Raw genomic sequence first — 18870 nt, forward strand, 5'->3', positions numbered from 1 at the left:
CCGGCACAGCCCAACCCCGCGACCTGCTTCTGCGGGCAAAAGCAGGTCGCCTGCTTTTGCCCGCAGAAGCAGGTTGACGTCGGCGGGCTGGGGAGGGGCGCTGGCAGTAGGCTCCCGGCATGGCGCCCAAGCCCAAGCACCTGCTCGAAGAGCTGTCCCACCCAGGCCCGCACGAAGTGCTCCGGGGCAATCTGGGACTGGTCGGCGTGCCCGGCGTGGTCTTCACCCCGCGAGCCGGGCTCGGTCTGCCCGCGATCGCCTTCGGGCACGGCTGGCTCCAGCCGCCCACCCGCTACCGCGAACTGCTCCGGCACCTCGCGAGCTGGGGCATCGTCGCCGCGGCGCCCGCCACCCAGCGCGGGCCGCTGCCCTCGCACCGGCTGTTCGCCACCGATCTGCGCACCACACTCGAGCTGGTCACGAAGGTCCGACTCGGCCCCGACGGCATCAGCGTCGACCCGGCCAAGCTCGGCCTCGCCGGCCACTCCACCGGCGGCGGCGCCGCCGTGCTTTCGGCCGCAGAAGCCGACGTCAAGGCGGTGGCCACGGTCAACGCGGCGCAGACCATCCCGCCCGCCACCGAGGTGGCTCGCAAGATCACCGTCCCGTCGCTGCACTTGGCGGCCGACGGCGATCTGGTCGCGCCGCCGGTCGGCCACGCCGAAGCCATCGCCAAGGCCTGGGGAGGCCCGGCCCAGCTGCGCTACCTCGGCAAGTCGTCGCACCTCGGCATCACCGAGGGCAAGCACTGGAGCGGCCTGCTGCTGCACGGCAAGCCACATCGCGGCACGCAGCGCCTGGTCCGCGCCCTGCTCGCGGCCTTCTTCCTCACCCATCTCACCGGCACCGACAAGTACCGGCCGCTGCTCGAGGCGGATGTGAAGAACGCCACGATCGCGATGGACGACTCGCTCGAACTCGCCGACGCCTGACCCACCACGCAAAAGACGCCCGGCCCCACGGGGTCGAGCGTCTTCTGCGGGCAAAAGCAGGTTCGCGGCTACTTCATCCAGCTGTTGTTCGAGAAGTCGTCGTCGTCGAACGACTCTTCGCGGCGGGCGTGCCTGCCCGCGCGGCGCGGGGCAGGTGCGGGGGCCGGCTCGGCCACCGCGACCGGTTCCGGCACGGGCGGCGCCGGGGGCGCCTGCCACGCCGCGGCCGGCTGCGGCTCGGCCCTGGTCACCGGCGGCGCGGTGTTCACCGCGTGCCCGGTGAACCCGGGACCGTCCTCTTCGTCCTCGACGCCGAACCCCATCACGTTGCTCTTGTCGGAGAGCGTCTTCTCCGTCGCCCAGCCGCCGGCTTCCTTCTCCCGCCGCCCCAGCTCACGCCGGTGGTCGACGTACCGCTCGGCCGCCTGGACCTGCTTGGACATGTACTCCTGGGCCTTCGCCTTGGCTTCCTCCGCCTGGCGATCACGCAGCGCGCGGCGATCGGCCTGCTCACGGACGAGGCCCTCGAGCCGCTCCCGCATCCGCGCCACTTCGTCAGTGATGCTCATCAGCACTCCTCACGCGCGCTCACCGGTCGTACCGGATGGAGCGGTCGCCTTCCTCGTCCAGGGAACCACTGATCCGGCCGCCGGCACCACTGGTCTCGAAAATGTTGCCCGCGACCTTGTACTGGCTGGAATTGCGCTCCTGATCACCGCTCTGGCCACCACCGGCGCCACCGCCCATGGCCCCCATGCCGCCCATCATGCCCATGCCGCCACCCATGCCACCGGCACCCGCCGCGGCACCAGCGGCAGCCGGCGCGGCGCCGACCCCGGCACCACCCGGCGCCGAGCCGAGGCCCGCCGCGGCCGGTTCCGGCGAAGCCGCGCCCACCTGCGCACCGGCGGACAGCGAACCGGTGTTGCCGAGGTCGCCGCCGGCACTGCCGGACACCCCGCCCGCGCTGCCGCCGCTGCCACCGGATCCACCAGCGGACCCACCGCTGTCACCACCGGCACCGCCACCGCCCGAACCACCGGCACCGCCGTCGGCGGCCGGCTTGGTCTCGACGTCGCCGTCTTCGGGCAGGTCGAGGCCGCCGGGCGAGCTGAAGCCCTCGTCGCCGCCCGCACCGGCCGCACCACCGGCGCCACCGGCCACGGAAGCCAGCTCGTCGGGCTTGCCCGCGCCACCGGTCGGATCGGTGTCGTCGAGGCCGTTCAGCGCGTCCTTCTCACCCTTGTTGTCCGCACCGAGCGTGTAGGTGACCGGCTCGCCCTTGCCGTCGTCGACGGTGACCACGGTCGGGCCCTTCGGCCCCTGCGGCTGCTCGGCGGTGATCTTGACGCCGTTGTCCTCGATGACGATCTTGCCGTCGGGACCGGGCTTGTAGACCTGCTCGCCCTCGGCACCCCCCGCGCCTTCGGCACCCTCGACGGGCTTGCCGTCCGGACCGAGTTCGCCGTTGCCGAAGTCGAGCTTGTACTCCTTCGGCGGCGGGGTGCCGTCGTCGAGCGAGATGTCCATCTTGCCGTCCTTGCCCGGCTCGGACATGGTGATCTCGTTGTCGCCCTGCTTGACGGTCATCGTGTCGTCGTCGTCACCGGCGTCCTTGATGGCCTCGCCGGTTTCCGGGTCGATCGGGTACGGCTTGCCCGTCTCCGGGTCGACCTCGAGCGGCTTGCCGGTGATCGGGTTGGTGCCCTTGTCGTCCTCCGCGGACGGCGGCTCCACGGCGCCGGGCGTGCCCCCGCCACCACCGGAACCGGTGCCCCCACCGCCGGAACCGGAGCCGCCACCACCGGTGCCACCGCCACCACCGCCGGTGTCGCCACCGCCGCCGTTGTCGTTCTTCTTCGGCGGCGGCGGGTTCTCCGCCGCGGCGTTGGCGAATCCGTTCTCCGCCTTGCCCATCACCTCGTTGAGCTGGGTGTAGGCCTCGTCGACGAATTCCTTCGTGTCGGTGCACAGCGTGTCGAACTTGGTCCAGAGCCCGTCCCACATCTCGACGTTGAACTGGTTCTGGATCCACTGCTTGGCGAGGCGGATGCCCTCTTTTTTGATGTCGTCGTCATCGCAGCAGCCGTCGTCGTTCAACTTCTCACGCATGTTCGTGCCGAAGTTGACGTCCATCCAGCCGGCGACCTTCTCCATCTCGTCCTTGCCGGCCGCGGAGTCGTTCGCGATGTTGATCACGGTGGTCGCCATGTCGAGATCGGCCTTGCCGACCGTCGTGGTGTACATGTCGATGACCGCGTCGACCTTGCCCTTGACCAGCTGGTAGACCGCGTCCACCGCGGTCGCCGTGGCGGCCGAGGAACCCTCGAGGAAGCCCACCAGCTCGTCACCCGGGGTGTTGATCTTCTCGTTGTAGTGCTCGTTCGCCTTGTCGGCGGCGGGCCCGGTCCAGCTGTCGGACAGGCCGTCGAGCTGACCGCGCGTGTCCTTGAGCGCCTGGCGGACCTGACCGGCGGCGATGGAGAAGTCCGAGGAGTCGGTCAGGAACTCCGCGAAGTTGATGCCCTTCTGCTCCTCGTACCGCTTCTTGATGTCGGTGTTGTAGTCGAGCGGGCGCGTGCGGCCGCGGCAGTCATCCGGGAGCTTGCCGAGCAGCGGGCCGAAGTCCTTGAACACCTTCAGGCTGGGTTCACCGTGCTTGAGCAGGTCGTCGGACATCTTCGTGCCCCCGCCGCCGGGGGCGGGGGGCCGCGCGCTGTCCAGCCCGGTCCGGCCGGCGTCTACGTCCTTCTGGTGCTCGCGCTCGTTGTAGCTGTTCTCCGAGCCTTCCTTCTTGGCGTCGTTGTACAGCTCGTCGGTGAATTCCTCGCTGAAGGCGCCGAACCCGATCGGGTAGCCGTTGTACGCCTCCTGGTACTTGGAGATCTCGTCGCGCTTGGCGTCGTCAGCACCCCACGCTTCGCTGCTGCTGCTCGACCAGGACTGCAGCAGGGCCTGCTTCTTGTCCGGCGAAACGGCCGGATCGTCGAGTACGGCCTTGACCTCTTCCCACGTCTTGGCCATCAGTTGCTCCCGGCGTTGTTCATCGCGGACGACTGGGACTGGTCGTTGGCGGTGTAGGACTGGCCACCGGCGGCGATGTTCGCGGCGAAACCGGTCAGCGCCGTGGTGTACCCCTTCACCGCGGCGGACAGCGTGGCGACCGAAGTCGTGTAGGTCTCCGCGTGCGTGGCGTGCGCCTCGCCGAACTCCTTCGCGGTGATCTTGGACTTCTCCAGTTCCTTGGTGCCGTCGGTCACGTCCTCTGCGAACTCGGTCATCTTCTTCGAGGCGGACGCCATCGCGTCGGCATCGACCTTGTGCCCACCCACCGGTCAGCTCCCCCTTGGTCCGAGGTTCTCCTAATGCGAGTCAGGAACTCTGACGCACCCGAACGGCGAACGGTGCCGTCGCAGATGCACACAGAATGTACTCATGCGGCTGACCGGACGCACAGGATTCGCCTGTTTGCATACCCGAACGCGTCACTGGCCGGAACCGGCGGCGCCGGACTTGGCACGGAGCGCGTCGGCGAGCACCTCGGCGGTGCCGGCGATGTCGGTCAGGCGGTCGCGTTCGTCGAGGTCGATGGTCACTTCGAAGAAGACCTCGATGGTGGCGAGCAGCTGAACGCGCTGCTTCGAATCGAGGCCGAGCTCGTCGAACGGCGTGGTCACGTCGAGCGCGTCCGGGGACAGGTGGAACGAATCGCAGACCAGCTGCTTGACCTGGGCGTGGTACTGGCTGGCGTCTTCGGTGGTCACCAGCTCATCGTGCCTCATACCGCGCTTTCGCGGCCGAACGCGCCACCTTCCCACTGGACGTCCGCGGCACGCCACCGTCTTCTGCGGGCAAAAGCATGAAGTCGCGGAGGGCGACCTCGTGCTGGGCGGACACGGCGGCGCGCACGGCCTTGCTGACCTCGGCGAAGTCAACCGCCTGGTCACGGACCGGCTCGGCCAGCACGACCACACCCTCCCCCCGGTCGTCGGCGATCCCGAAGGCGGCGACGCGGTCGCGCCGGATCCCCGGGTGCGCGTCGGCGGCGGTCTCCTCGATGTCCTGCGGGTAGAGGTTCCGGCCGTCGACGATGATCAGGTCCTTGATCCGGCCGGTGATGTAGAGCTGCCCGTCGTGCACGACGCCGAGGTCGCCCGTGCGCAGCCACCCGTCGGTGAACGTCTCGGCAGAGCGTTCCGGTTGCCGCCAGTAACCGAGCGCGAGGTGCGGCCCGCGCACCTGGATCTCACCGACCTGGCCGTCGGGACAGACCTCGCCGGACTCGTTGTCCACGATGCGCACCTCCTGGCCGAACGGACGCCCGACCGAGACCAGCTCGGTGCCGGTCTCCGCCACGACGGCCGACCCGGTCGCGAGCGCGTCCCGGTCGAAGGTGGTGATAGTGGGACCTTCGTCACCCGCGCTGGAGACGTAGACCGTCGCTTCGGCGAGCCCGTACGACGGCCGGTGCGCCTCGGGACGGAAGCCGCACGGCGCGAACGCCTCGGCGAACGCCCGCACCGTCGCCGGCCGAACCGGCTCGCTCCCGTTGAGCGCCACCCGCACATCCCCCAGGTCCAGGCTTTTGCGGGCAGAAGCAGGTACGGCGGTGACCGCGTAGTCGAAGGCGAAGTTGGGGGCGGCGGTGAAGACCGCCGGGTAGTCGGACAGCTGCCGCAGCCAGCGGACCGGCCGGCGGATGAATTCGAGCGGCTGCATGAACACCGCCCGGGCGCCGGTGAACACCGGTACGCACATCAGCTGGATGAGCCCCATGTCGTGGAAGAACGGGATCCAGCCGGCACAGGTGGTGCGGTGGTCGACCTGATAGGCGCCCGCCACCTGCCAGGCGCTCGCGGTCAGCGCACGATGCGTGATCACCGCCCCAGCCGGCTCCCGCGTCGACCCCGACGTGTACTGCAGATACGCGACCCGCTGACCTGCTTCTGCGGGCAAAAGCAGGTCAGCGTCTTCTGCGGGCAAAAGCAGGTCGTCGACGCAGAGGAGGTGGGCGGGTGGGGTGACGGGGGCGGAGGTGGTGAAGTCGGTGAGCTTGTCCACGGCCGAGCGGGAGGTCAGCCAGACCCGGGCTTCGCAGTCGTTCAGGGCGCCGATCAGGCGCTGCCGGTGCGACCGGACCTCCGGCGCGAACAGCGGCACCGCGACCACCCCGGCGTACAGCGCACCGAGGAAGCCGACCACGTAGGTCAGGTCCTGCGGCGTGACCAGCGCGACCCGATCGCCCGGCGCCGCGACCTGCCGCAGCCTCGTCGCGACCGCCCGCACCTGCCGCACCAGCTCCGCCCAGGTCAGGTCACGCGGCTCCGCATCACGCCCGCCGGTGCAGTCGAGATAGGTGAACGCGACCTCGGTCGACTCGGCGCGGTCCAGCAGGTATTCGATCAGTGGCCGCTCCGGCGCACCGCTCAACCCGCCCACCACTTGTGCTCGGCGAAGTCCTCCTCCTCATCCGCGGCAGCCGCGCGCCGCCGGGGCGCGGGGGCCGCGGGCGGCTCGGGAGCAGGTGGAGGCGGCGGCGGCGGTGGCGGCGGGACCGCGGAGGGCGGGGGCGTCCACGTCTGCGCGGGCGCCTTCGGCTCGTCGAACTGCAGGAACTCGTAGTTCTCGTCCTTCTCGCTGCCGTCGGAGAGTGTCGACGAAGTCGCCCAGCCGCCTGCCTTGTCCTCCCGCCGCTTCAGCTCGACCTGCTGCCGTGCGATCTCCGTGAGCTCGTGCATCCGCTCGCCGAGTGCCGCCGCGGACTTGCCCTGCGCGATCACCAACCGCTGCTCACGCAGCGCGCGCTGCTCCTCCCGCTCCCGCGACAAAGCGGACAAAGCCGCTCTGGCGGCGCGCAGCCGATCTTCGACGCTCACCGGGTCCTCCCGCTCAACGGCCGAATCCGATCAGGCCGTCATCGTCATCGTCCAGCGAGCCGCTGATGCGGTTCGCCGGCGCCGGCGTATCAAAAAGGTTGCCGGAATGCCGGTACTGGTTGGGCGCGCGCTCGACCTCACCGGCGTTGCCGCCGCCGGCGCCGCCGCCCATGCCACCCATCATGCCCATGCCCGCCGCGACCGCGCTGTCCTGCGACGACCCCGGCGGCGACGCGGCGGGCTGCTGGGGCGCGGCACCGCCCGGCGCCGAGCCGAGACCGATGCCGCTGGGAGCCGCACCGGGGACCGAGGCGGTGTCACCGAGCGCCGGTTCGCCGAGGCCGACCGCGGCCGCGCCGCTGGACAGGAAGTCACCGGCATCGACGGACTGCGGCGCGGTCGACTGCCCACCCGCCTCCGGCTGCCCACCTGCTTCTGCGGGCAAAAGCAGGTCGCCGGGGTCGAGGGCCGGCTCTGGAGCAGGGGCGGCGGGGGAAGGAGTCGCTGCTGCGGGTTCTGCCGCAGGCGCGGGTGGGGCTGCGGCGGGAGCAGCTGTGACGGGAGCGGCCGCGGCCGGTTGAGCTGCGGCTTCCTCGTGTTGCTCGCCGAGGACGTACCTGGTCGGCTCACCCGAACCGTCGTCGACCTCGACCACGGTCTGCCCGTCCGGCCCGTCCGGTCGTTCGGCGGTGATCTTCAGCGGGCCGTCCTCGACGAGGATCTTCCCGTCCTCACCCGGCCGGAAGATCTCGTCCCCTTCGGTTCCCTCACCGTCGAAGGCCAGCTGGTAGTCCTTCGGTTCGCCCGACGGCCCCTCGACCGTGATCGCCATGTTCCCGTCGGCGTCCGGCTCGGAGAGGGACAGCTTGTTCTCGCCCTTCTCCACGGTCAGCGCCGCGCCGCTGGGCTCCTTCACCGCCTCGCCGGTGAGCGGATCGATCGGGTAGGCCTCGCCGGTTTCCGGGTCGAGTTCGAGTTCACCGCCGGTGACCGGGTTCTTCTCCGCCGCATCGGACGCCATCCCGGAAGCCGCATCGGTCCCCGGCGCGGCCGCCGCTTCCGGTGCGGCCGGCATCGGCGGCGGGGCAGGAGGCGGCGGTGGGCTGGGCATCGACGGGGCCCCACCGGTCCCACCGGCGGGCATGGCAGGCGGTCCGCCCCCGGTCATCGCCGGGCCCGTCCCGCCCGGCGGCGGGCCGGACGGCTGCTGCGGTGCGGCCGCCGGAGCCGCCGCGTCGGTGAATTCATTGGTGTAATCGCTCATGAATTCCGCGAGCGCGTACCATTGACCATCGACAGTTTTGTTCGTTTGCCCGCAAAGGTCTTTGAAAGCCTGGAGCAGGGGCTCGAATTCCGCCTTGAACGAGGTCAGCCAGCCTTCACAAAATTGCGGGATGAGCTCTTCGGCGACCACATAGGTCATGCTGAGTTCGCTCAGCCCCGCTTCCAGGTTGCTGCCCCACTGGCGGTCGAAGAACCGCACCGCGTCCAGCCGGTCCGCCTCATTGCTGTCCGATCCGCCCGGCGCCACCCTGGCGATCTTCGCGGCGGTTTCGACATCGGCACCGGCGATGGTCGCCCTGCTCAGCAACAAGACCTCGTCGACCTGCTGCTTCAGCGTTTCGTAAATCGCCGTGATGGTTTCCGGAATGAGCGTGGCCGCGCCTTCCAGCTGATCCAGCAGTTTTTGCGAATCCGGGACGATGCCTTCTTCGTACTTCGTCCGCGCGGCCGCCGCGCCCGCACCCTCCCAGTCACCGAACAAGGTGTTCAGCTCCGCACGGGCCCCCTCCATGGTCTGCTCGACCACTTCCCGCGCCTTGCCGTACTCCTCGGCCTCGTCGGTGAACTTGCGGAAGTCGATGCCGCGGTTCTGGTGGAAGAGATCCCAGATTTCCGGCATGTATTCGAGTCGGCTCACGCCGGGCACGTTGTTCCAGACCTGGTCTATCCAGGTGGAGAAGAAATCGAGGGCCGGTTTGGCCAGATCGAGCACGTCGTCGGACTTCGCGACCCCGGCGCCGTTGGCGCCCGGCGGCTGTTGCGCGGACAAGTCACTGTGGGCCTTGGCGGTGCTTTCCTCGACCTTCCGCCCGTTGTTCATTTCCCGGACAGCGTGTTCGCGGACCTCTTTGTAAGTGGCCCCGCCGGACAGCCCGCTCAACGGGTCGGCTCCCGTTTGCTCCAGCTTTCTCTTGGTCGCGTCGGAAACGTGGGGACTGTTCAGCAGTTCGGTGTCATCTTCGGCCATCAGTACGCAGCCTGCTGGTTGACCTGCGCGGCATTCGCCTGGTCCGCGCTCGCGTAACTCTGCCCGGCTGTGCCGATCCCGCCGGCGAGTGCGGTCAGTTCGGCGGTCAGCCCTTTCAACGCGGCGCCCACCTGCTCCGCGCCCGCGCTGTAACTGTCGAAATGGTGCGTGTGAACGCGCCCGAACTCCTCGGGCTTGACCTTCGGCGGGGTGAGGCGATCAGCTTGCGCGGCCGGTTTGCCGACCTGCTCCTTGAGCCGCGTCTGCGCTACCGCCATTGCCTCCGAATCAGCCCGGTACCCACCTTCTGGCACAACTCCCCCTCAATCGTGTGATCACCGCGTCATGCACACGGAATGTACCGGGCCGGTGACCGTGGTGCAGCAAGTTGACCGTTTTGCGGGGTGAAGCTCAGGAGGCGGTGGAGACCACTCCGGCGAGGCGATCGGCGGCCGCCTGCGCGGTTTCCTGCTCGGCCGCTTCGACCATCACGCGCACCAGTTGCTCGGTGCCCGACGGCCGCAGCAGCACGCGACCTTCGTCACCCAGCTCGGCTTCGACCGCGTCGACCGCCTTGCGCACCGCGTCCGAATCGGCGACCGCGGCCTTGTCCGCGACCCGCACGTTGATCAGCACCTGCGGCAGCCGCCGCATGACGCCGGCGAGGTCGGCCAGCGACTTGCCGGTCGAGGCCATGCGGCTCATCACACGAAGGGCCGTCAGCAGACCGTCACCGGTGGTGGCGTGCGCGGGCAGCACCACGTGACCGGACTGCTCGCCGCCGAGCGCGAACCCGCCCGCGCGCAGCTCCTCGAGCACGTACCGGTCACCGACGCCGGTGGTGCGGATCTGGACGCCGTGCTCACGCATGGCCAGGTGCAGGCCCAGGTTGCTCATCACGGTGGCGACCAGGGTCTCGTCGGTCAGCTCGCCGGACTCCGCCATAGCCAGTGCGAGCACGGCCATGATCTGGTCGCCGTCGACCAGTTCGCCGTTGGCGTCCACGGCGAGGCAGCGGTCGGCGTCGCCGTCGTGGGCGATGCCCAGGTCGGCGTTGTGCTCGCGCACCGCGGCGCTGACCCGGTCCATGTGGGTGGAGCCGCAGTCGTCGTTGATGTTGATGCCGTCCGGATCGGCGTGGATCGCGATGACCTCGGCGCCCGCCTTGCGGTAGACCTCGGGGGCGGCGGCCGAGGCGGCGCCGTTGGCGCAGTCGACGACCACGCGCACCCCGGCGAGCGAGTGCGGGGTGGAGGCGAGGAGGTGCTGGACGTAGCGGCTGAGCGCGTCCTCGACGTCGGTGACACGACCGACCTCGGCGCCGGTGGGCCGGACGCCACCGTGGCCGAGCCCGGCCTCGATCTCGTCCTCGATGCCGTCGGGGAGCTTGTGCCCGCCCGCGGCGAAGAGCTTGATGCCGTTGTCGGGCATGGGGTTGTGCGAGGCGGAGATCATCACGCCCAGGTCCGCGCCGAGCGCGCCGACCAGGTAGGCGACCGCGGGCGTGGGCAGCACGCCGAGGCGGCGCACGTCGGCGCCGGCGGACGCGAGACCGGCCACGACGGCGGCCTCCAGCATCTCGCCGCTGGCGCGGGGGTCACGGCCGACCACGGCGACCGGGCGGTGTGAGTGATCGTGCGCGGCGAGCACCCTGGCGGCGCTGGCGGCGATCGACATCGCGAGTTCGGGTGTGAGCTCCGCGTTGGCGAGGCCACGCACCCCATCCGTGCCGAAAAGGCGAGCCATCGATCCTCCTTGAACGAACAACCCCGACACCCTACTGGCCCTGGGGATCCACCCCGCCACGCCCCGGAACCTGCTTTTGCCCGCAAAAGCACGCGGACCTGCTTTAGCCCGCAGAAGCAGGTCGGGAGGGCGGTGGGCTCGGAAAAACACGGAAGCGCCCACCCGCATGACGGATGAGCGCTTCCGTGGGTTGCTTGCTGCCCTTGGGCAGATCAGCGCTTGCTGTACTGCGGCGCCTTGCGGGCCTTCTTGAGGCCGTACTTCTTCCGCTCCGTGGCGCGCGCGTCACGGGTCAGGAAGCCGGCCTTCTTCAGCGCGGGACGGTCATCGGCGTCAACCTCGACCAGCGCGCGGGCGATCGCCAGGCGCAGCGCGCCCGCCTGACCGGAGATGCCGCCACCGTGCAGGTTGCCGAAGATGTCGAACGAGTCCGGCTTCTCGACGGTCACCAGCGGCTCACGGATGAGCTGCTGGTGCACCTTGTTCGGGAAGTACTCCTCGAGGCTGCGGCCGTTCAGCTTGAACTCGCCGGTACCGGGCACGAGGCGGACGCGGACGACGGCCTCCTTGCGGCGGCCGACGGTCTGCGCGTTGCCGCCGGCGGCACGCGAGGGCTTCGGGGCGGCCGGGGTCTCGCTGGTCGCGAAGGCCTCGGTGGCGCCCTCTTCGGCGACGACGTCGGTCTCGGGGCTGGTCACAGACTGTTCCTCACTCACTGGGCGACCTGCGCGATCTTGGTGATCTCGCGCGTCTGGGGCTGCTGCGCCGAGTGCGGGTGCTCCGGGCCGGCGTAGACCTTGAGCTTCTTCGCCTGGGCGCGGCCGAGCTTGTTCTTCGGCAGCATGCCCTTGACGACCTTCTCGAGCAGGCGCTCAGGCCTGGTGTCGAGCAGTTCGCCGAAGGACCGCTTCCGCAGACCACCGGGGTAGCCACTGTGGCGGTACGCGAACTTCTGCTCGCGCTTGTTACCGGTGAGAGCGACCTTCTCGGCGTTGACGATGATGACGAAGTCACCGGTGTCCACGTGCGGGGCGTAGGTCGGCTTGTGCTTGCCGCGCAGCAGCGTGGCGACCTCGGTCGCGAGCCGGCCGAGCACGACATCCTCGGCATCGATCACGTGCCAGGCACGAGTGACGTCGCCGGGCTTGGGGCTGTACGTGGGCAAGGGTCTACCTCGTCGTCAACATTGCGTGTGGGTTCTGTGCGGGCCTAGCGCTTACGCGCCGCAGCGCACAACGACATCTGAAGATACCCGGCGCCTTCGGAGAGGGTCAAAGCGGGGGTGTCCGGCCGTGCTCGATACTAGGGTCTCGACGAGGAGACCGCACTACAACCCGGGGGTGAGCGAGGTGAGCGGCTCGTTTCGGAGCACCCGCGCGCGACGGCTGGCCGCACTGCTGACCGGGGCCGCGCTGCTGCTCACCGCGTGCGGTCAGGGCAAGGCGGGCACCGCGATCGCCGACGGTGACGACGCGGCCACCTACGTCAGCGAGAAGTTCGCCGAGCAGCTCGGCAAGCTCGGCGACCAGTTCACCGGCGACCGGCCGCGCAAGAGCACGCTCGACCGCTACGCCAGGGTCGACGACAAGGACTCCGACTCGACCATCACCGGGATCCAGCTCGGCAAGCCGCCGGCGCGGCTGTCGACGAACCGGTCGAAGGAGACCCCGGAGGAGTACCTGGACTCGTTCCACCCGGCCGGCAGCACCGTCGAGTACCTGAAGCTCGGACCGGTCTATGCCAGTCTCGCGCCGACGCCGTGGGTGTCCATGCCCTACAACGGCGACCAGTACGACGAGTGCTTCTGGGGCGGCCAGCAGGACGTCTGCAAGATGGTCAGCGCGGTGACCGAGGCCACCCAGAGCCCGAAGGCGCGGGCCGCGAAGAGCGCCAAGCGCCTCGACGACGGCACCGTCGAGCTCAACGCGGACATCACCCTGCGCCTGTTCCTCAAGCACCGCGTCGTCGTCTTCCCGCAGAACCTGATCGACCTGATGAGCGAGTCGATGCAGGAGGAACCCATCCCGACCAAGATCACCATCGACGCGCAGGGGACGATCAAGGCGATCGAGATGAACGCGAAGATCGCCAAGGACGGCCACGAGGTCGAGATCCGCATGCACTACCAGCACCAGGGCGAGCCGACCGAGCGCGATCTGCCCGAGGTGCCGCCCGAGGCGGAGGTCACCGCGCTCAAGACCGACGCCGAGGTCAACGACTTCTACGACCGGATGGGCGAGATCCAGGGCAACTGACCCGGGCCGACGAGGGGGAACGAGGAGATGACGGGGAACGCGCGGAGGGCCGCGGCGCTGGCCGCGAGCCTGCTGCTGCTCGCGGGCTGCGCCCAGGGCCGAGCGGGCACCGCCATCCCCGACGGTGACGAGGCCGCGGGCTACGTCAGCGCCAAGTTCACCGACACCCTGGAAAAGCTCCACGACGACTTCCAGGCGATGAAGCCGCGCAAGGCCACGCTGGACCGGGTCTTCCACGTCAACGGCGAGGGCGTGGACGTGCAGATCAGCACCGTCCAGGTGGGCAAACCGCCCGCCGAGCTGGTGCGCAACCACTCGAAGGTCGACCTCAACGACTACACCGACGCCCTCTACCCGGCGACCGGTACGACGAACTACACGCTCCTCGGCCCGATGTACGCCGGCCTGGCGCCGACGCCGTGGGTGTCGATGCCGCGCAACTTCGCCGTCGGGGAGATCGGCGCGTGCGCGACCGGCATGTACCTGACGCCGTGCAAAATGGTCAACGCGATGGTCAAGTCGACCAAGGAGAACAAGGCGGCGAAATCGGCGAAACGGCTGCCGGACGGCAGCGTCGAGCTGGCTGTCGACATCACGCTCCGCACTTTCGTCGAATTCAAGATCGAGCTTTTCCCGGACGATTTGATCGCGAAGTTCACCGACGAGATGATGAACACGGTCATCGCCACGAAAATCACCCTGACGCCGCAGAACACCGCGTCGAAAATCGAGATGAACGGCACTTTCTCGGGCAAGTCGAAAACCGGCAACGACGCCAAGATCGACATCAACTACCTCTTCCAGATCACCGAGGGCGCGACGGAGAAGGACATCCCCGCGATCCCCGACGCGTCGCAGGTGACCGTGCTGCCCGACCAGGGCGCGGTCGACGACTTCAACCGCAGGCGCGCGGAAATCCAGGGCCGATGACCAGACGACTGCTCGCGGCCGTCGCCGCCACCGCACTCCTCGTCGCAGGCTGCGCGCAAGGCAAAGCCGGCACCCCCATCCCGGACGGCGACGAGGCCGCGGGCTACGTCAGCGCCAAGTTCACCGACACCCTGGAAAAGCTCCACGACGATTTCCAGGGCATGCCACCACGTAAGGCGACACTGGACAAAACCTTCCTGATCAACGGTGAGGGCGTCAGCACTCAGATCAGCACGGTCCAGATCGGGAGTCCGCCGGCGGAGCTGGTGCGCAACCACGCCAAGGACAATCTCAACGACTCCATCGATTACCTGCACCCGGCGGGCGAGAAGATCACCTACGCGCTGCTCGGGCCGATGTACACGAGCCTGGCTCCCACGCCGTGGGTCTCCATGCCCGCCGAATTCGCCACCGGTGAGCTGGGTGCCTGTGCCACGGGCACATACATCGCCGCCTGCAAAATGGTCAACGCGATGGTCAACGCCACCAAGAACTACAAAGCCGCGAAGGTCGCGAAACGGCTCGCCGACGGCAGCGTCGAACTCGAAGTCGACATCACCTTCCGCACGTTCCTGGAATTCAAGATCGAGCAGTTCCCGGACGAGCTGATCGCGAAGTTCACCGACGAGATGATGAACAACCTGGTCAAGACCAAGATCTCGCTGACGCCGCAGATGAAGGCCAGGCAGATCGAGATGACCAGCAAGTTCAACGGGAAGTCCAAAATCGACAAGGACGTGCAGATCGACGTCCACTACCTCTTCCAGATCATCGAGGGCGCCACGGAGAAGGACATCCCGGCGATTCCGGATGCCGCCCAGGTGACCGCATTGCCGGACCAGGCCGCGGTGGACGACTTCAACCGCCGCAAGGGCGAGGCGCAGGGCCGGTGACCAGGAGTGACCATGACTGAGAACAACCCGACCGTCGCACGAGGTGACCGCTCATGACCCAGCCCCCGAACCAGCCGGGCCAGTGGTGGCAGCCCGGCGCGCCACAGCCGGATCCCCAGCAACAGCAGTGGGGGCAGCAAGGCCAGTGGCCGCAGCAGCAGCCCGCGCCACCGCAGTACGGCGGCTACCCGCAGCAGCAGCCTGGCTACCCGCCCAGCGGACCGCAGCCCGCTCAGCAGCAACCGCCGCAGCCGCAGCAGTGGGGACAGCAGCACCAGGGCTACCCGGCACAGCAGCAACAGCCGCCAGCGCAGGAGCAACAGCAGCAGTACGGCGGCGGTTTCCAGCCGTCGGCAAGCCAGTACGGCGGGCTCGGTGCGTTCGGTGACGGGGGCGAGAACAAGAAGAAGTCGAAGAAGAAGCCGCTGATCATCGGTGGCGTCGCGGTAGTGGTACTGGCCGCGGGCGGCGCGGCCGCCTGGTTCGGCGGCCTCTTCAGCGGGGATGTGCTCGACCCGAGCTCCGTCCAGAGCGGCATCACCACGGTGCTGAAGGACAGCTACGGCGAGCAGGACGTGCAGAACGCGAAATGCCCGGACAGCCAGGAGATCAAAACCGGGCACACCTTCGACTGCGACGTGAACGTGGCGGGCCAGCCGAAGAAGGTCACCATCCGGGTGCTCAACGACAAGCCCGAATTCGAAGTCGGCGCACCGAAGTAGAACTGTGGACAACGCAAAGGGCCCCGACCGAAGTCGGGGCCCTTTGCTACGAGATCATGCTCAGGCGAACATGTTCCCGACACCCTTGTCGGTGTCCTGGTAGCCGTCGGCGATCTGCGGCAGCGCGGTGGCGATGCGGGCCAGCAGGGCCTTCATCTCCTCCAGGGAGCGGTTCCACTCGTCCTGGCGCTGGTTCCACGCCTCCATGGCCTCACCGGTCCAGGTGTCGACCAGCGGAGCCAGCTGCTGCTTCAGGTCCTCGAAGCGCTGCTCGAGCTCGCCACCGGTCTTGTTGCAGTCCTCCGCCGCGGTGCGGATCGTCTCGTAATTAACAACGATCGACATTTCTTACCCTCCGTTTTTAGTGAAAGTCTGTGGATTACGAGAACTGAGATCAGCCGTTGAGGATCGAACCGAGCTTGGAGACCTGGTCCTTGACGTCGGCGTCCTGGGTGTCGTACTTGACACCGGACTGCTGCAGCATGTCGGCGATGTGCTGCAGCGCCTCGTTGATCTTGCGCGACTTCTCGTCGAAGGCTTCCATGACCTGGTTGAAGATCGTGGCGGCTTCACCCTGCCAGCCTTCGCGGGTGTTCTCGATGTTCGCCTTCAGCGTGGCGAGGTTGGAGTCCATGTCGGCCTTGGTCTGCGAGACGTTCTTGTGCGCCTCAGCGAACAGTGCCGGGTCTCCGGTGTAACCGCTGCCAGCCATGTGAGTGGCCCCCTTCGTTAGTGGATGTCCGTACCAAGCTTGTTTGTTTGTACGGACCTACGACGCAGACCTTGCCATGGTTGGTTCCCCTTGTCGCCATCTGTTCCCAAGTAGTTGCTTGCGTTAACGCAGGATCTGGGAACCGGGCGGAACCGGGGGTTTCCGATGACCGGCAGGGCGGACTGAATTCGTTGCGGCACAACGGTTTCCGACTACTTGCGAGGCTCCCCGGGACGGGTTCCGTCCACTCGGCGCATGATTCGCTCTTGCGAAAAGTCCTCGTCTTCGTCACCCACACGAGCCGGCTTCGGCCGTTCCCTCTTGCGAATTGGAACCAATTCCGCGGCCGAAGGCAGATTTTCGACCGGAAGCGCGTTGCGAACGCGAAAGCCGCTCGCCGCCGCGCGCAGCGCCGGACTGGTCGGGGTGGGGTCGCTCCCGGCCAGGCGGCGGGCCCGGAACTGCTGGGCGAGCGCGGCGTTCTCCGCCCGGTGGCGATCGCTACGAGCCTTCGCCTCCCCGGCGACCCGCTCCGAATGGGTGACGGCGTTCTGCACGGTCGCCCGGAACCGCGCCGCGGCGTTGTCCTCCACGGTTCAGCGCCCCGGGACCTGGTTGGTCAGCACCAGGGTGCGCACGATCTGCTCACAGGCGGGACGGACGCGGTCCTGGAAGCTGTCCGCGTACTGGCAGCCGACGTGAATGCGCACATCCCCCTTCGCCTCCACGTACCAGTCGACATACCAGGTACGAACCCCATCGGTCTTGAGCTGGCGATAGTAGATCAGGCTTTTGCCCGCAAAAGCCTGCCGGGGTTCGAAGGTGGGGTACTCGCTGGCACGGGCGCGCACGGCGGACTCGAGTTCGCTGGTCAGCCTGCCCGGATCAGCCGAGGCGTCGTAGTTGTTCGAGTACTCCTGCACGACCACCAGGTCCAGACCGGACTGCGCCTCGGACGGGTGAAGCTCGACCTTGCGCTCCTCGACCACACCCCCGGTCTGAGTCCAGTCCGAGGGCGCGACGAACTGGTAGTTGTACTGCGCGATCGTCCGGCCGTCCTCACCCTGGTTGAGCAGGAGCAGCGTCGCCACCAGAGCCGCGATGAGCACCACCACCCCGCCGATCAGCCACGGCGCCCTGCGCTTCCACTTCCCCCGCGGACCTGCTTCTGCCTGCGAAAGCACAGGCTGCCCGAACGGCGGGGACGGCGACTGGTGCACCGGCTGCGGCACCCGCACCGGCGGAGGGTGCCCCGGCCCAGGTCCCGGCAACATGCTTTTGCCCGCAGAAGCCTGCGGACGGGGGCGGTCGCCGGGGCGGACGATTTCGGTGCGTTGTTCGCCGAGCGGGCGTAAGGCCGGAGGGCGTGCGGGGGTGCCGCCTGGGAGGGCGCCCGTGCGGTCCGGGTCGATCAGCACCGCGCGCAGCGCGCCCCGCGCGACCACCGTCTCCGGCTGGTCCAGCGTGGTCGGCACCACCCCTGTCCGTTCGTGCACCAGCCGCGACACCATCGGGATCCGGCTCGAGCCGCCGACCAGGAAGATCGCGGTCAGCTGCTTCGGCCGCAGCCCCGCCTCGTCGATCGCCGCCGCGGTGAGTTCGACTGCCCGCCCCAGCGGCGCCGCGATCAGCTTCTCCAGGTCCTCCCGCGTCACGTGCGCGTCGGCGAACGGCGGCGGCATCGGCACATCGGTGTACGTGTGCCGCGAGAGCGTCTCCTTGGCGCCTCGCACATCTTGCCGCAAAACCCGTCGCCGCCGGCGGTCCGCCAGCTCGCGGCCCTCGACCAGCTGCCGCCAAGCCGCCGGGTCCGAACCCGACACCAGGCTCCCGACGTGCTCCAGCAGCGCCTGGTCGACATCGGCACCGCCGAAACTGGGATCACCCCGCGTCGCCAGCACCTGGAACCCGCCGCGCCGGTCGGCCGGTCCGCGCGGCATCCGCCGGACCACGCTCACGTCCACGGTCCCGCCACCAAGATCCAGCACGGCGATCGTCTCACCGGGACGCCCGCTGAACTCGACCGTCCGCTCCTGGTTGACCTCGGTCGCGGCGAAGGTCGCGGCGTGGAACACCGCGGCCGCCACCGGCTCCGGCACCAGCGCCACCTCGTGCGCCAGCCGACCTGCTGCTTGCCGCAGAAGCCGCGTGCGGATCGCGCCCCAGTCCGCCGGGTGGGTCAGTACCAGCAGACCCACCTCGGCCCCACCGGCCACCCGCCGGGCCTCGTCGACCGCCCGGCGGAGCACCGCGTTCACCGCGTCGAGCACGCGGAGCACGGTGTCGCCGAGCAGCAGCTCACCCTCGTCGACGCGCCGCTTCGGGTTGGGCTCGAACCGCGACGGGTCGACCGCCGCCTGCCGCTCGGCCTCCTGGCCGACGAACAGCGTGCCGTCCGGCGCCGCGTAGACCGCCGAGGACATCAACGGCTGCCCGTCGACCACCACGACCTGCGGTTCGCGGCCGTTGATCGACGCCACGACACACGTGCTCGAGGTGCCGAAGTCCACCGCGACCCGCAAGGTCACAAACCGCTCCCGTACTCATCCCACC

20 protein-coding genes are annotated in these 18870 nt (G+C 68.8%); 5 read left to right on the forward strand and 15 right to left on the reverse strand.

Annotation, left to right across the window (positions count from 1 at the left end; genetic code table 11):
- The first annotated feature begins 119 nt into the window (after positions 1 to 119).
- Entirely contained in the window at positions 120 to 932 is an 813-nt protein-coding gene (locus YIM_RS43775; RefSeq protein ID WP_153035959.1) for a dienelactone hydrolase family protein, read from the forward strand.
- Between the two features lie 68 nt (positions 933 to 1000).
- Here the strand turns inward: YIM_RS43775 and YIM_RS43780 are convergent, their stop codons facing one another.
- The 11 genes from YIM_RS43780 to rplM form a co-directional block, all read right to left on the reverse strand.
- On the reverse strand, positions 1001 to 1501 hold the full coding sequence (locus YIM_RS43780) for a hypothetical protein (RefSeq protein WP_153035960.1): 501 nt from the start codon (positions 1499 to 1501) through the stop codon (positions 1001 to 1003).
- Positions 1502 to 1520: 19 nt separating this feature from the next.
- Complete coding sequence (locus YIM_RS48820; RefSeq protein ID WP_194239949.1) at positions 1521 to 3956, reverse strand: WXG100 family type VII secretion target; 2436 nt, start codon at positions 3954 to 3956, stop codon at positions 1521 to 1523.
- The gene (locus YIM_RS43790; protein WP_153035961.1) at positions 3956 to 4264 is read right to left on the reverse strand and encodes a hypothetical protein; all 309 of its coding nucleotides are present in this window, start codon (positions 4262 to 4264) and stop codon (positions 3956 to 3958) included. Before YIM_RS43790 ends, YIM_RS48820 begins: the two co-directional genes overlap by 1 nt.
- A gap of 153 nt (positions 4265 to 4417) precedes the next feature.
- Complete coding sequence (locus tag YIM_RS43795; RefSeq protein WP_228004388.1) at positions 4418 to 4696, reverse strand: acyl carrier protein; 279 nt, start codon at positions 4694 to 4696, stop codon at positions 4418 to 4420.
- A gap of 4 nt (positions 4697 to 4700) precedes the next feature.
- The gene (locus tag YIM_RS43800) at positions 4701 to 6371 is read right to left on the reverse strand and encodes a fatty acyl-AMP ligase (RefSeq protein WP_370468930.1); all 1671 of its coding nucleotides are present in this window, start codon (positions 6369 to 6371) and stop codon (positions 4701 to 4703) included.
- Positions 6359 to 6808, reverse strand: coding sequence for a hypothetical protein (locus YIM_RS43805; RefSeq protein ID WP_153035964.1), 450 nt, complete (start codon positions 6806 to 6808; stop codon positions 6359 to 6361). Before YIM_RS43805 ends, YIM_RS43800 begins: the two co-directional genes overlap by 13 nt.
- Before the next feature lie 13 nt (positions 6809 to 6821).
- A complete protein-coding gene (locus YIM_RS43810; RefSeq protein ID WP_153035965.1) occupies positions 6822 to 9059 on the reverse strand; it encodes a WXG100 family type VII secretion target in 2238 nt (745 codons plus the stop codon).
- Entirely contained in the window at positions 9059 to 9337 is a 279-nt protein-coding gene (locus tag YIM_RS43815; RefSeq protein WP_153035966.1) for a hypothetical protein, read from the reverse strand. The genes YIM_RS43810 and YIM_RS43815 overlap by 1 nt, the downstream gene beginning before the upstream one ends.
- Positions 9338 to 9470: 133 nt before the next feature.
- Entirely contained in the window at positions 9471 to 10805 is a 1335-nt protein-coding gene (gene glmM / locus YIM_RS43820; protein WP_153035967.1) for a phosphoglucosamine mutase, read from the reverse strand.
- 212 nt (positions 10806 to 11017) lie between these two features.
- The gene (rpsI, locus tag YIM_RS43825) at positions 11018 to 11503 is read right to left on the reverse strand and encodes a 30S ribosomal protein S9 (RefSeq protein ID WP_153035968.1); all 486 of its coding nucleotides are present in this window, start codon (positions 11501 to 11503) and stop codon (positions 11018 to 11020) included.
- Between the two features lie 14 nt (positions 11504 to 11517).
- Positions 11518 to 11970 (reverse strand): 50S ribosomal protein L13, encoded by a 453-nt coding sequence (rplM, locus tag YIM_RS43830; RefSeq protein ID WP_113695922.1) that lies wholly within the window; start codon positions 11968 to 11970, stop codon positions 11518 to 11520.
- A 184-nt stretch (positions 11971 to 12154) separates the two neighbouring features.
- Here rplM and YIM_RS43835 point away from each other — a divergent pair, with 184 nt between their 5' ends.
- The 4 genes from YIM_RS43835 to YIM_RS43850 are packed head-to-tail and all read left to right on the forward strand — an operon-like array spanning position 12155 to position 15605.
- Positions 12155 to 13060, forward strand: a complete 906-nt coding sequence (locus YIM_RS43835; protein WP_153035969.1) for a hypothetical protein — start codon at positions 12155 to 12157, stop codon at positions 13058 to 13060.
- Between the two features lie 27 nt (positions 13061 to 13087).
- A complete protein-coding gene (locus YIM_RS43840; protein WP_153035970.1) occupies positions 13088 to 13990 on the forward strand; it encodes a hypothetical protein in 903 nt (300 codons plus the stop codon).
- A complete protein-coding gene (locus YIM_RS43845; protein WP_153035971.1) occupies positions 13987 to 14883 on the forward strand; it encodes a hypothetical protein in 897 nt (298 codons plus the stop codon). The genes YIM_RS43840 and YIM_RS43845 overlap by 4 nt, the downstream gene beginning before the upstream one ends.
- Before the next feature lie 53 nt (positions 14884 to 14936).
- The gene (locus tag YIM_RS43850) at positions 14937 to 15605 is read left to right on the forward strand and encodes a DUF4333 domain-containing protein (protein WP_153035972.1); all 669 of its coding nucleotides are present in this window, start codon (positions 14937 to 14939) and stop codon (positions 15603 to 15605) included.
- Between the two features lie 60 nt (positions 15606 to 15665).
- Here the strand turns inward: YIM_RS43850 and YIM_RS43855 are convergent, their stop codons facing one another.
- The 4 genes from YIM_RS43855 to YIM_RS43870 all read right to left on the reverse strand — a co-directional run bounded on the left by YIM_RS43855 (position 15666) and on the right by YIM_RS43870 (position 18845).
- On the reverse strand, positions 15666 to 15950 hold the full coding sequence (locus tag YIM_RS43855) for a WXG100 family type VII secretion target (protein WP_153035973.1): 285 nt from the start codon (positions 15948 to 15950) through the stop codon (positions 15666 to 15668).
- A gap of 49 nt (positions 15951 to 15999) precedes the next feature.
- Positions 16000 to 16317, reverse strand: a complete 318-nt coding sequence (locus tag YIM_RS43860; RefSeq protein ID WP_153035974.1) for a WXG100 family type VII secretion target — start codon at positions 16315 to 16317, stop codon at positions 16000 to 16002.
- Positions 16318 to 16529: 212 nt separating this feature from the next.
- On the reverse strand, positions 16530 to 16910 hold the full coding sequence (locus YIM_RS43865) for a hypothetical protein (RefSeq protein WP_153035975.1): 381 nt from the start codon (positions 16908 to 16910) through the stop codon (positions 16530 to 16532).
- Between the two features lie 3 nt (positions 16911 to 16913).
- Complete coding sequence (locus tag YIM_RS43870; RefSeq protein WP_228004389.1) at positions 16914 to 18845, reverse strand: type VII secretion-associated protein; 1932 nt, start codon at positions 18843 to 18845, stop codon at positions 16914 to 16916.
- Between the last annotated feature and the right edge of the window lie 25 nt (positions 18846 to 18870).

This window comes from Amycolatopsis sp. YIM 10, assembly GCF_009429145.1.
Lineage (GTDB): Bacteria > Actinomycetota > Actinomycetes > Mycobacteriales > Pseudonocardiaceae > Amycolatopsis.